This is a genomic window from Ralstonia flatus (assembly GCF_958439105.1).
GTDB lineage: Bacteria > Pseudomonadota > Gammaproteobacteria > Burkholderiales > Burkholderiaceae > Ralstonia > Ralstonia flatus.
The window spans coordinates 102,718-116,373 of the sequence record NZ_CAUDLI010000007.1 but is presented as its reverse complement, the minus strand read 5'-3'; the positions used below and the strand labels follow the sequence as shown (position 1 = coordinate 116,373).

10 protein-coding genes are annotated in these 13,656 nt (G+C 62.0%); 7 read left to right on the top strand and 3 right to left on the bottom strand.

The window, feature by feature from the left end; translation table 11 throughout:
* Nucleotides 1-538 precede the first annotated feature (538 nt).
* The 7 genes from R2676_RS16965 (at nucleotide 539) to R2676_RS16935 (ending at nucleotide 10,011) form a co-directional block, all read left to right on the top strand.
* Nucleotides 539-856, top strand: a complete 318-nt coding sequence (locus tag R2676_RS16965) for a DUF7696 family protein (RefSeq protein ID WP_012435713.1) — start codon at nucleotides 539-541, stop codon at nucleotides 854-856.
* Entirely contained in the window at nucleotides 808-2,085 is a 1,278-nt protein-coding gene (locus tag R2676_RS16960) for a recombination directionality factor (RefSeq protein ID WP_012435714.1), read from the top strand. Before R2676_RS16965 ends, R2676_RS16960 begins: the two co-directional genes overlap by 49 nt.
* Before the next feature lie 121 nt (nucleotides 2,086-2,206).
* Entirely contained in the window at nucleotides 2,207-3,619 is a 1,413-nt protein-coding gene (locus R2676_RS16955; RefSeq protein WP_012435715.1) for a metallophosphoesterase family protein, read from the top strand.
* 144 nt (nucleotides 3,620-3,763) lie between these two features.
* A complete protein-coding gene (locus tag R2676_RS16950) occupies nucleotides 3,764-4,276 on the top strand; it encodes a hypothetical protein (RefSeq protein WP_012435716.1) in 513 nt (170 codons plus the stop codon).
* Nucleotides 4,258-6,582, top strand: a complete 2,325-nt coding sequence (locus R2676_RS16945) for a sbcc family protein (protein WP_012435717.1) — start codon at nucleotides 4,258-4,260, stop codon at nucleotides 6,580-6,582. The genes R2676_RS16950 and R2676_RS16945 overlap by 19 nt, the downstream gene beginning before the upstream one ends.
* Nucleotides 6,583-6,674: 92 nt before the next feature.
* A complete protein-coding gene (locus R2676_RS16940; protein WP_012435718.1) occupies nucleotides 6,675-6,920 on the top strand; it encodes a hypothetical protein in 246 nt (81 codons plus the stop codon).
* 157 nt (nucleotides 6,921-7,077) lie between these two features.
* Complete coding sequence (locus R2676_RS16935; protein ID WP_012435719.1) at nucleotides 7,078-10,011, top strand: Tn3 family transposase; 2,934 nt, start codon at nucleotides 7,078-7,080, stop codon at nucleotides 10,009-10,011.
* A 99-nt stretch (nucleotides 10,012-10,110) separates the two neighbouring features.
* Here the strand turns inward: R2676_RS16935 and R2676_RS16930 are convergent, their stop codons facing one another.
* The 3 genes from R2676_RS16930 to cadR all read right to left on the bottom strand — a co-directional run bounded on the left by R2676_RS16930 (nucleotide 10,111) and on the right by cadR (nucleotide 13,602).
* A complete protein-coding gene (locus R2676_RS16930) occupies nucleotides 10,111-11,073 on the bottom strand; it encodes a site-specific integrase (protein ID WP_012435720.1) in 963 nt (320 codons plus the stop codon).
* Between the two features lie 24 nt (nucleotides 11,074-11,097).
* Nucleotides 11,098-13,026, bottom strand: coding sequence for an FTR1 family protein (locus tag R2676_RS16925; RefSeq protein WP_012435721.1), 1,929 nt, complete (start codon nucleotides 13,024-13,026; stop codon nucleotides 11,098-11,100).
* Between the two features lie 144 nt (nucleotides 13,027-13,170).
* Nucleotides 13,171-13,602 (bottom strand): Cd(II)/Pb(II)-responsive transcriptional regulator, encoded by a 432-nt coding sequence (gene cadR / locus R2676_RS16920; protein WP_009277754.1) that lies wholly within the window; start codon nucleotides 13,600-13,602, stop codon nucleotides 13,171-13,173.
* Nucleotides 13,603-13,656 lie beyond the last annotated feature (54 nt).

Genomic DNA, 13,656 nt, shown 5'->3' with positions numbered 1-13,656 from the left:
CTAATGGATTGTCTGGTGCATACTGCAATCACTCCTCGCGTCATCGACGCATCGAACTGACTCCCTAGCGAGTCCATCTCCTTAAAAAAGTCGTGCCTTGCGCATGCGCCGACCAGTTGGCAACTGGTGTGGAAATCCCCCCTTGTGATGAGTGCTTAGCCAGACACTCCCCATCTATCAGCCGTAATACGCGTTCCCGTGTGTATGACCCTAGGTCATGCCTGTGAACACCGTCTGAGCCCCGGAAATGTGTGGTCTCTCTCTCCAGCGCCTCCGGGTGCAGGACGGTTGTCGTCGACTGATCCGTGAACCTGCGGTGGACGAAAGTCCTAAATGGGTTGTTGTGCGGCGTGAACATGCTGCACGAGAACGACTTTACGTTCTCCCCCCTGAGCGAAGTGCATTGGCACGACGCTCCCTGTGAGCCACGCCCCCGAAAGGGGCGTGGCAGCAGGTTTCTCACAAGAAGCCCGCTTCCGGTTACCGGAGCGGGCTTTTTTTGCTTTTAAGTGAGAGACCCCACACGGAGGAGCTGACCATGGCACTCGAAATGACGTTGCAATCCCAGATCAAGGCGCAGATCGCCGAACTGATCCACGCCCGTCGACCGAAGTACAAGGACCAGCCGTACAGCTGGAAAAATTTTTGCGAGGCGGCGCACGTTGCCAGCCTTTCCGACGCCGCGCGAGCGGCATATCTCAACGAAGTAACGACCCAACGCGGGGCCGACGCCGCCCTGCATCTTGGGGACCGTGCTGAGACCCTTCGTTCCAAAGTCGTTCAGTACCTGAACAACAGGAGCGTTTCATGCACGCAATCCCAACCCACCCAGGCTTCGCGACCCCGCGCAGCATAATTGAGGAGCGGCCCCTGCGGCCGCCCGTCATTGGAAAGATCCGCCCTGGCATCAAGGTCCTCACCAAGAAGGCCAGGGAGAATCCCCAAGCCGTCCAGATTCACGACGCGCTTCTCGCCCAAGGGCTCTCGTTCGAGGACATCGGTTCCGAGATCGAACGAAAAACCGGCCTGAGCTACGCCCTCATCCCCCGCAATACGCCGTACTTCACGTGTCGTGGCAGTGATTTCACGAATCCTGCCATCGCGGAAGAGATCCTGACCCGATACGGGGAGGATCGCGGTGACGGCCTCAAGCTCTGGCGCTTTCCGGTCGTCTTTGCGTTCGACGACTGGTTGCGCAACATCCCCAACGAGCTGGCGGTATTCAACGGCACGGGAAAGGTGTTCTGGTCGCAGTACGGGGCGGATGGTCTTCGTCAATGCAAGACGTACGCACCTGTCGAGCGCAGTGACCGCGCCAGGCGTGCAAAGCGCATCTTCGGCGGCCGCACCATCATCCTGCGCCAGGACGACGCCATTCCCGATGGCGTATGCGACCCGCAGGTCTGCCCGCAATACCAGGACCGACACTGCAACCTCACGGCCAGCTTCCTATTTGCGATCCTTGACATTCGAGGCCTTGGCTTGATTGAGTTGCCCACCAATTCGATCTACGTCCTGCAGAAGGCCCATGCGGCCATGCAGACTGTGGCGATTGCGCGCGGCGGCCGTCTGGTCGGCACCAGGTTCTGGCTCTCCAAGCAGGAAGTGGAGATTTCCCGCATCGACGATAACGGCTTGCCGGTACGCCAGAAACAATGGCTCACCACGCTGGATGCCGAAATCGACCTGGGCGCGCTGCTGGATGGCGCTGACCATATTGGTGCTGCGATCGAGGTGGGTACGCAGACGGTTGCCCTGCTGGAGCACCCGACGACCGAGCCGGCCGCCACTGCCACGCCAACGTCAGGCGAGGAGGGTGGTCAGCCAGGAGCGCAGAGCGAGCCGCCTGTCGGCGGCTCTATCGCCGAGCAGTTTGAACGTCTCATCGTGGCGCTGGGCATGGAGGGGCAGGAAACGCGCGAGCATTTGCGCGTGTACGCACACTCCAAGTTTGGCAAGGGCTGGACCAAGCGCGAGCAGGACATGCGAGCGCTGATCGATGAGATGGGTGTGGCTCTCGTGTCTCCTCCCGCCTTCCGCGAGAAGGTGAAAGCGGAGTTCGATGGCAGTCTGTTCTCAGCTTGACCTGCGCCGGCTTGGCGCCTGGTCGTAGCATCAACGTGCGGCGTCGAGAGTTCCCCCGACGCCGTTTTTCTTTTCTGTTGCTGTGACCGTTCTGGTTGCGGCTATTCCATAGGAGGTGAGCATGCCCAACGATGGCGAAAGCCTTCACGTGGGTCATTTTTCCGACCTGCACTATTCGACTGAGCGGTTGGTGGAAGCGGACCGATGCTTCGGTTTCGCCGTGGAAGATGCGGTCGCGCGTGGTTGCCATGTGGGTATCGTTTCCGGTGACGCAACCGATCATCGGCTCGACGCGCACACGCCGGCACTGCGGGTGCTTGCCGAGCGCATTCATGCGCTGTCGGGCCACATGCCGGTCCTCATGCTGCAGGGGACCTTCTCGCATGAGCCGCCGGGCACGCTGGACCTGTTCCGGCTGATCGGTAGCCGCCACCCCGTCTACGTCGCCGATCGCATTCACCAGGTTGCGCTCGTCGGATCGACGTTCCTGCCATCGGCCGGCCCGCTGTTCACCGTCGAAGAGCTGGAAACGCTGCTGCAGGAGGGCACACCCTCTGCTGTGTTCACCTGCGTTCCGACCGTCAACAAGGCTGTGCTGGCGGGCATCGTGGGCGCCATGGATGCGGCAACCGCGGTGGGCGAGCATCTGACGGTATTCCTGGGTGCCGCCGGCAAGGTGAATCGGCTGTTGCGGTCCAAAGGCATCCGAACCATCGGTGTGTCGCATGGAACGGTCAATGGCTGCTACACCGAGCACGGCGTACCGATGGCCGGGTTCGACCATGAGTTCTCGCTCGGCGCGCTGTTCGAAGCCGAGTGCGATGCCTTCATGCTGGGACATATCCATGCGATGCAGTTGTGGGAACGCGAAGGCCGGCTGGTCGGTTACGCCGGTTCCATCGGGTGCTTCCACTACGGCGAAAAGGGCAAGAAGGGCTACCTGAGCTGGCAGATCAAGCCGGGCCGGGCCGAAGCGGTGCAGGTGGAAACGCCGGCGCGCGAAACGGTCTGTGTCGATTTCGACGGCCCGCCGGATATGGAGCGCCTGGCCAACATCGCCGAGCAAACGCAGGACAAGTTCGTGCGCGTTCGCTGGACCATTGACGAGGAGCATCGCCAGCTGGTCGACCGCGAGGCCATCCGCACGCTGTTCGCCGGCGCCGCGGAGCTGAAGCTGGATCCGCGTGTGTTGCCTGCCGTCAGAAGCCGTGCGGAGGGCATCAGCCGCGCGGCGACTCTCGGTGAGAAGGTTCAGCGTTGGTGCGGTTTGACCGACGTGAAGCCGGACGCGTTGCTGGAGCGCCTGTCCATCCTGGAGGCACTGGAGCCGCAAGACATCGCGGATCGAGTGGTCGCCTCGTTGGAGAGCGGGTCTGCTGCCGACAACGGTGAAACGGTGGCGTCCGCCACGGCTGAGCCGGTGACAGTTCAGCCGGCCTGGCAGGACGCTGACCAAGTTCAGAACCAATCGTCGTTGGATTGGCTGACCGATGACCTTTTCGCGGCAGATGCCGCCCAACCCTTGAACGTGTGAGCCACGTTCCGACAGCCTTCGGGGCTGTCGAAACTCGGTTTTCCCCGCGTCTACGACGCATCGACCAGCAGTACCTATTCCTTTGAACCCGGACGGGCGCACAACCCGTTGGGGATGCGCTTCGCCCAATTTTTGGAGTGCATCATGATTCTCTATCCCGCAGGTTCCCAGTGGACCCGTTGCTTTGAAGCCGATCTGCCGGCCTCCGAGTTGGCCGCGCGGTTGGTGGGCAAGCACGAATTCACTCGTGCGATGCTGTTCCAGCCGTTCGGTCATGGTCGTGGCGCGGTGATCGCCACGCGCGGCCACATGCTCGTCATGGCTGTCGAAACGGACGGTGAGCGCACGGTTTTTACCGTGGCGCCCACGGTCCAGGTGCAGAACCTTCTGTGGTCCCTCTCCAACGGCTACACCAGCCAGTGGAGTGAGGCTGAACTCAAGGCCTTGACCGCATGCACCACCTTTCCGGAGGTGCTTGACCTGGCACGGACGCAATTTTTCGCGGCCGTGCGTTCGTTCGAGCGCGCACTAGCCGGCAAGCCGGAAGTCGACGTCGTCGTCACGTATGACGACTCGCGTGAGGTGCTGGAGATCCCCGGCGACTACTACATGACTGGCTTCAGCGGTGAGGGGGCACCATGCGACCTCTCAAACTGACCCTGTCTGGCTTTCGCGGCATCCTGGATGGGATGCACCGCGACAGTGTGACGGTCGACCTGCGCGAGCTGCCGACCGGACTGATCGCCGTGATGGGCCCTAACGGTGCCGGCAAAACGACGATCATGGACAACCTGCATCCGTATCCGCTGATGCCTAGCCATGCATCGAAGATGTCGGCCGATGCGTTTTCGTACTGGGACCACCTCACGGGTACCCGGGCCGAAAAGGATTTGGAATGGGAGCACGATGGCCAGCAATACCGGTCACAGTTCGCGTTTCGTAATTCTGGCAAGACGCGCAAGGCCGAGTACTACCTGTTTGTGCTTGGCTCGGACGGCGTATGGCAACCGGTTCAACTGGCAGACGGATCGCTGTCTGACGGTAAGGCGGAGACGTACAACCGCTGTGTGGAATCGGTCCTCGGATCATCGGAGGCGTTCTTCACCAGTGTCTTCTCTGCCCAGAACCGACGGCCGATTGCTGGCTACCAGACCTCTGAAATCAAGAAGTTGCTTGCTGAGCTGCTTGGTCTGGAGCGGATGCGTGAGCTGTCGGGCAAGGCTATGGACGTGGCGAAGTGCCTCGGCCGTGCTTTGGATGTCGTTCAGCACAACATCACCAGCCTGGTTGGTCGGCGCGATCGTGTTGCACGACTCTCCTTGGAGATCGAGCAGGCGGAGGCCTCGTTGGTTGAGACCCGCCAGGCGCGTGATCGTGAGCTGGAGGCCAATGCGCAGATGGTTCAGGAGCGTGCGACGCTTGCAGCCAAGCAGGCGAGCAGCACCGTAGCAGAAGCGCGCATGCGTGAGCTTGGCCAACAGAAGGTGGCCCAGGAAGCAAGGCGCCGAACGCTTGACAACGACGAACGGGCTGCCGTGCAACGTACCGAGGCGCAAGCCAAGGAACTGGGGGCCGTCATTTCAAGCCGCCGCGCAATCCTGGCCAGCAGCACCGCCATCCTGGCGGCCGCAACCTCGCGTGATGCTTTGCAATTGACCGTCACGCAGCGACAGTCGGAGGCAATTCGGCTGCAAGAGGGGATTGCTCAGCTCGAAAAGGTTGTGCCTGACCAATCGCGCATCATCGGCGAATTGCAAAACATGGCCGGTCAAGGTGAATCGAAGGCTGTCCTTGAAAAGTCGCTGAAGGGCCAGGCCGACGTCATTGAGTCTGTTCCGTGCCGGGACAATCCGATGCACTCGACGTGCCCATTGCTGGCTCAGGCGCGCAGGGCGAGCACGGATCTCACGGAAGTGCGGATCTCGTTGGCAGAGCTTCGAACCGGCTACCGGGACAAGCTCAAGCTCAAGACGGCGCTCGATGAGCAGCTCGCGCCGTTGGCGGGCCAACGTGCTTCACTTCGAGCACTGCAGGGGCAGGTGGCGGCCGACCAACGGGAGTTGCAACGGCTGACCGAACTTGCTGCGCAGAAGCCATTGCTTGACGACGCCCAAGAGGCGCTGGCGAAGGCCGAGCGTGATCTGGTCGAGCTGAACGCCGAAGCTGCCGCCCGAAAGGAGCGATACCAGCGCGACGTTGTTGCGACGGACGATCAGTTGGCCACGATCAACCGGGAGGTTACGTCACTGCAAAGTGCCGACGTTACCGGAAAGATCGCGGACTTTGATCGTCAGGTTGCCAGCTCGCGCGAGCGCATTGCCCAGTTCGAAGGCCGGATTGAAGCACTGATCCGGACTCAGACTGCGCTCAGCACCGAGCGGCAGGGCCTCCTGGTTGATCTGGAGGCACTACCCGTTGTGCAGCGTAAGGCAGAGCGGATCTCCGACGAGATTTCGTCGTGGAAGCTGCTCGGCAAGGCCTTGGGCAATGACGGTGTGATTGCGCTGTCGATCGACGATGCAGGCCCTGAAATCACGAAGAAGGTCAACGACCTGCTCCTGGCGTGCTATGGACCCCGATTCACAATCGGTATCCACACGCAAACGGAGCTGGCCAACGGCGATAAGCGTGAGGGGTTTGAGATTCGTGTCCACGACGCTCAGGCTGACAGCGAGAAGGAGTTCGCGGTCATGTCCGGCGGGCAGAAGGTGTGGATCAACGAATGCCTGACGCGTGGTATTGCGCTATATCGCGCGCAGGGCGCCGGCACCGCCTTCCAGACGTTGTTCACGGACGAGGCGGATGGCCCGCTTGATCCGGAGCGCAAGCGCGAGTTCATGAAAATGAAGCGCGAGGTGTTGCGCCAGGGAGGGTATGAGCGGGAGTTCTTCATCTCGCAAACACCCGATCTGGTCGACGAGGCCGATGCTGTCATCGATGTGGTCGCACTGGCCACTCAGTAGGTTCCACCAACCATATTGGTCCGCTCTCACCAGAGGCGGACCATTTTTTTTTTGAGATATCGAAATGACTACGATTCAAATCTCAGCCGTCGATGCTGAACGGCTTCTCCCACAGAAAAAAAGAAGTGCACACGTTCATTCGCAGTCTGGGCTGGATGGGGGCAGACGTGACGCGCGAGAAGGCGCTCGCAGCCTTCAAGGCCTCGGTCCGCGTTGATCTGTCGGATGAAGCGGACATGTTTGATCACCAACTGGTCGTCGCGATGGATGGCCTGCGCACGTTCGTCGAAACCGATCAGCAGGCGCTGGCCACGTTGTTTCCGCAGTTTGCGGGGTAATTGTCCTTTTCGTGCATTTTCTTACGGTTTCCCCGCAGAGCCTTTATTCATAAGGGCCCCAGGTCTCTGCCGACAATTGTCTGCTGCCCTCCAGTGACTTCGGGAGTACGATATTCGCCCGCGATTTCGGATCGCGCCACCTTGACGGGGGCACAAGATGCCGGGCTTGGAATTTCGCTATGTGGGAAGAGACTCCCTACCCACGCGTCTGCCGGAGTTCGACGTCGAGCATTACTTCGCGTTGACCGCTAGCGATGTCGCCGCGATCAACCAGAAGTTCCGACGCGCCAGCCGCCCTGGAGTCGCCATTCAGTTGGTCTTTCTGCGCGCCAGCGGCCGTACGCTGGACCAACTCAACACACTCCCCCGTCAGTTGCTGCGCTATATCGGCGAAAAACTCGCCGTCGAGACACCAACGATCGCCTCGCTGCGCACCATTTACCAGCGATACCCGACGCTGTATGAGCATCAGGTCTGGGCCCTCCAATATCTGGGCCTGACACGCCTCGATGACGAGCAATGGGCCGGACTCGAAGCCTGGATGCGTCAGGACGCCGCCGAATCGCTGACCGTTGAGGAACTGCTTCAGCACGCGCACTACTGGTTGTACGAACGGCGCATTCTGATCCCGTCGACGCGTGCGCTGCAGGATCTGGCCCGCTCCATCTGGGCGGGCATCGAGCGGGATCTGCTGGCCATGATCGACGTGGTGGTCTCGCGCGAGCAGATCCTGCGGGCCGAGGCTGCGGTGTTTGCCCAGCACGCCACATCGGGCACGACGGTGCTGGAATGGCTCAAGACCCCACCCGCGCGCCACAGCCCGTCAACGATGACCGAGATGCTGGCCAAGATCAGCTTCTTGAAGGACCTCGGCGCGCATACCTGGACATTTGACGCGGTCCCCATCGAGAAACAGCGGGCCTACGGCCAACGTATCCAGGCCCGCCGTCCCGCCAAAATCCGCGAACTCAAAGCGTCGACGCGCACGCTCGAACTGGTGTTCTTCCTGCGTGTCACCTTGCTGGAGTTGACTGACGCCATGGTGTACCAAAGCGGGCGCCGTATCTCAGACCTGGTCCGGCAGGCGTACAACAAGACCACGACGAAGCAAGCCCGCTCGGCGATCGAATACCGGCAGCAACTGGTGGAGATCAAGGCCCTGGTGGACGATACCCGCCGCTCGGCCGAGGACCGACTGGCCGACATCGGCAAGCTGCTTAAGGGTCTGTCCAGTCGGCCGCCGGCAAGTCACGCCGCAAGCGTGCGCGAAACCCTTACCGAAGACCACCACCGACTCCGCAACCTCCTGACACCCTTGCGGGCGTTGGAATTCGCCAGTCACGGTAACGATCCTGCCATGCGCCAACTCGATCTCGTTGGCGGTTTGCACGATCGGGGCATGACGGAGTTGCCGCCAGACTGCAATGTGCCAGTGAGCGCCAGTTGGCGCGACCTGGTCGACGGTGAGGACCGCCAGCGCGCGCTGCGTGCCTTGGAGGCCTCTGCTGTAATGAGTTTGCGCAAGGGGCTGCGCCGCGGCACGGTGTGGATCAACCATAGCCTGTCGTTTCGAGAACGAGACCAGTTGCTGATTCCGCCGGCACAGTGGGAGGTCGACCGCGACCGGCATCTGTCTTCGCTCGGCCTGCCAAGCCAAGCGAGGCTCTATCTTGATCGCCTGACCGAGCATTTGAAGGCGGGTCTCGCTGCGCTGGACGAGGCCCGTGAGGCTGGCCACTTTACGATCGACGCGGACGGCATCCTGCATTTGTCGCCATTGGAAGCGCAGACCACGGATACCACGCCTCAACGCACCCGAGATCTGCTGTTCAAGGACATCGGCAGCGCACAGTTTGCCGACATGATTCTGGAGATGGATGCGCGCACCAATTTCAGTGAAGTGCTGTTGGCGCGCAAGGCGCGGGATGCCCACGAACTCGTCTCCCTTTATGCAGCCCTGATCGCGCACGGCACCGAACTGGATGCCAAGGGCGTCGCGGCGATGATCCCGCAGTTGGACCTCGCGCACGTCTCCACCGCGATGCGCTCCCTGGAAATGCCCGGCCGGCTGCGCCGCGCCAACGAACGTGTGGTGGAGTTCCAGCGCACGCACCCGATCACCGATCTATGGGGCACCGGCCAACTCGCCTCCAGCGACTCCATGAGCCTGGACACGTCCCCACATCTGTTCTACGCGCGCGCTGATCCCCGCCGACGCACGCACGCCGCTGGCGTCTATACGCACGTGCTGGATCAGCATGGGATCGTCTACAACCAGCCGATGGTGCTCAACGAGCGCCAAACTGGCGCGGCGATCGAAGGCGTCATGCGTCACAACGAAACCCGCGCTGACGGTGGGCTGCTGCGGCTCGCCGTCGACACCCATGGCTACACGAACGTGGGGATGGCGGTGGCCAAGCTACTTGGCTTTGACCTCTGTCCCTGGCTGCGCAACCTGTCGGAGCGCAAGCTGTACCTGCCGCGTGCCCTGTCGGTGACGGAGGGATTGTCGGCTGCCGTGTCGCACGAGGTCTCCCTCAAGGCGATCCGCGACGGCTGGGATGGCTTGCTACGCCTGGTGGCGTCCATTCACGCGGGGCGCGTGAGCGCGATCGTTGCGCTGCAACGCTTCGGCAGTGCTGCCCAGGGTGACCCGATCCACCGGGCAGCGGATCACCTGGGCAAGCTGCTGCGCACGCTGTTCCTATGCGACTTTTTCAGCAACATCGAGTTTCGTCGCGAGTTGCGCACGCTCCTCAATCGGGGTGAATCCGTGCACCATCTCCAGCGGGCGATTTATATGAGTAAGGTCCAACACGAGCGCGGTCGCCGCCAGGACGAGATGATCGCGATTTCCGGGGCGCTCTCGCTGCTGACCAATCTGGTGATTGCCTGGAATACCGAGCGGATGCAAACGACGGTGGATACGTGGCAGCGCAAGGGGCAACGGATCGACGATGACTGGCTGCGCCGCATGGGGCCGGCACACTTCGCCCATGTGAATTTCCGGGGCGTTTTGAGCTTCAAGATCCACCAATTTCAGGATGCCCTGTTGGAGGCGGCACCTCGCCGGCGTGCGAGCCAAGCATGAAGTCCTGCTTGGCACGGGTCGGCCGCAATCGCGTTTATTAGAGGTTCATGCAAGGTTACTGCGTCAAAGCAATGGCAGAGGTCCGCCAGACCGGACCTGTCAGACTGCAATGCCCGGCCGGGGTGCGACCGACAGCGCTGTTTCGATCCGATGCTGGGCAAATGGGTCGGCCGCGTCGATATAGCGCATGGCCGAGCGTACGTCCTTCCAGCCGACGTATTCCATCAGCATCTTGAGATCCCACTGGTTCGAGTTCGCCCAGGTTGCAAAGCCCCGTCGTAGTGAGTGGCTGCTGTAGCGGTCCGATTGCGGCAGTCCTGCGCGATGGAGCAGCGCGCGCAACAAAGGCACGATGCTGCTGGCCTGCAGTCCATCGGCTGCGATTCGGCTCCAGCGGTCAATCCTGCGGAACGCGGGGCCCTCGGTCAGGCCGGACGCCGCCAACCAGGCCTCGTAGGCGGCGACTGGGCACAAGCGCGACAACGCGGGCGCCTTGTGGGTCGTACCGACATGGTTGCGGTCCGTCTTGGTGCGCGGCAGGAAAATCGTCATGCCCCGGCCGGGCTCCACCGTGATGTGCTCGATCTGCAGCCGACTCAGTTCGTCCGACCGGAAGCCCCGCCAGAAGCCGATCAGCACCAGCGCCTTGTTGCGGGTATGCACCTGGAGTTGATGGGCGTTGCCCTCAGACGAGGCGGTCGCGATCTGCGCATCCAGCGAGGCAACCAGTTGCTCCAACTGGGCGAGCTGCAATGGCTTGGCGCGCCGCTCCTGCGCGGGGTGCAGTGCCTGGATGCCCTTGAGCACCTTGCGGACGTGCGGTGCTCGCGTGGGGTCGGGAAAGCCCTGCGAAACGTGCCACTGCGCGATCGCAGCCAACCGTTGGCGCAGCGTGTTGATGGAAAGCGTCTGTGCGTGCTCAGCCAGATAGCGTGCAACGCTGTCGGCGCTGGCCGGCAGGAAGCCACCCCACTCTTGCTCGAAATGACGGATGGCGGACTGATAGCTGCGCCGTGTGTGATCGCGGGTCGCTGCCTGCAGATACCTGTCGATATCCGCCATTGAACTCTCAAATCAAGGTAGCGACTACGCTTTGCTCGATGCCTTCTGCGATCGGAGGTTATACGCGAAGCTGAGCACAATGATCAGCAAGATCGCCACCTGTGCGATCACCGTCTGCATGGACGGGTAAATCCCCAGCACGTCAATACGCGGCATCGAAATCGGCGTGATGTGCAGAAAACCAACCTTCTGCAACGCCGCAACGCCCTTGCCGATCAGCACCACTGCCAGGACCGCGACCAGAGCCGAGCTGAAGGCAAAGAACTGGCGGATCGGCAGGCGCGCCGAGGAGCGCAGCAGCACGACGGCGATGATCGCCAGGATCGCAATCCCGGAGCCCAAGCCGGCCAGCAGGTAGATGCCGTTCCCTTCGCTCCACAGCGCGGCGTAGAACAGCACGGTCTCGAACACCTCGCGGTACACCGTCACGAATGACAGCACGAACAGCATGATCGCCGAGCGCTTGTTCAGCGCGGAGGACAGCTTCTGCTTCACATAGGCCTGCCAGCGACCGGCCAGGCTCTTCTGGTGCATCCACATGCCCACGCCGAGCAGGACCACGGCCGCAAAGATTGCCGAGAAGCCTTCGGTCATCTCGCGGCTGGCACCGCTCAAATCCACCAGGTAGGTAGCGACGGCCCACGTCAGTCCACCGGCGGCCAGCGCAACAATCCAGCCGGCATGGACGTATGGCAGCACGTCGGTGCGTTCGGCCTTCTTCAGGAAGGCCATCATGGCGACCACGACAAGCAGTGCCTCCAGGCCCTCGCGCAGCAGGATCGTCAAGGCGCCCAGGAACGTCGACAGCGGGTCGTTGGTGCCACCCAGTGCATCCTGGGCTTCAGTCAGCATCGTCTGCAGATGCTGCGCGATGTCCCGTACCTGCTCGGCCTGACCGGTAGTGATCGCGTTGCGATACAGGCCCATCATTTTTTCGATGTCCTGGAACAGCGACTGGTTCTTGGCGGCCAGGGCCGGTTCGACCGGCTCGAAGCCGTCGAGGTAGGCGGAGAGCGCCAGGCGCGAGGCAGTCGCTTTGTCGCCCTGGTCGAAGGCGGCTACGCTCTCTTTGAGCTTGTCCTTGGCGATTGCGAGACTGTCTGCGTTGGAGGCGTTCAGCACATCCGGCGCGCTTCTCAAATAGGCGGTCAATTGCCGCGCGGCATCCGGGCTGATCGTCTTGGCCAGCAACGCTTCTGGCGTCTGGCTGAGCTTGGCGAGCGTCGGCACCGCGCTATGCAGCTCCGGGCGGGATGCCCACAATTTGGCGCCGGCTTGCCGGTCCGCATCGGAATAGGACAAGGTCGACGCAAAATAGGCCAGTGCCCAGCGATCATCGTCAGTGAGCTGCGCGAAGCTCGGCATCGAGGTGCCCTCGACACCGCGCGTGATGATCTGCTGGAGGGCGAAGACGCTGCGCTCCTGGGCGCGCTGATGATCGGCCAGGGCTATGGGGGGCGGGCTCAGCTTGGCGGCCAGCGGACCATCGGCGTGTCCGGTGTTGCCATGGCAGGACGCGCACTGGCTTTGATACAGCGTAGCTCCATGCTTCAGGTCGGGCACCTTGCTGGGCGCCATCGGCACCGGGTAGGCGGCCAGCAAGCTGTCCGCGAGCTTATGCGCCTGTTCACCGACGACGGTGGGTGCGGCCTTGTCGGCGATGAGCGTGCGCAACGCGCCAGCATCCTTGAGCAAGGCTTGCGTCTGTGGCCCCGCCGGCAACTCGGCAATCTGGCGCTGCGCCGCATGCGCAAACTCCTGCATTTCGGCGTACTCATCGGCATTGGCCACCTGGCCGTCCTTGACGGAGCGACCGTAATCGACCGCCAGATAGTCGAGTAATTGCCAGACCTGCTTGGTCTTGTCTTGAGTGGACAGCGTGTCGGCGTACGCGCTTGAAACCGATGTCAGCAGGTAGAACAGGATGAGGGTGACGACGCGCTGCAGTTGCATGAAGAGCCTACCGGCGAAGCGGGAGAAATGGCTTTAAATGAGAATGATTGTAATTCATGTTTCGTGACGCAGATGTCGCGCTGGTCAAAAAACATGCGGCCGAAGGGGTCACATAGCGAACCCGTTCGGCCATTCCCCTTCGTGTCAGCGGTGCGTGCCGTCTCCAGTGCACGTGCCGCTACCTTCGGACAACCCCTGCAGGATTCCGCAAGCTTCTGCAGCTCGCCCGTCGGAACAGGTCTCGCGCAGCGCGCACAAATGGTGCTTTAACACCCCCAGTGCCTCGATACGCCGCTCGACTTCCTCGATGTGCTTGTCCAGGAGGGTGTTCACCGCGCCGCAATCCTCGTCCGGTCGCTCGCGGTAGCGCAGGAGTGTCCGCACGTCGTTCAGCGGCATGTCCAATGACCGGCAGTGGAGGATGAACTGCAGCCGCTCAATGTGCCGCTCGCTGTACAGCCGGAAGTTGCCCGAGCTGCGGTCCGGCGGCGGCAACAGGCCTTCGCGCTCGTAGTACCGGATGGTTTGAATCGGGCAGGCCGTGCGCTTGGCGAATTCACCGATCTGAATGTTCATGATGTCGGGCCGAAGTCCCTTGACTCTATAGTAGCTATAGAGTGTGTACTTGAG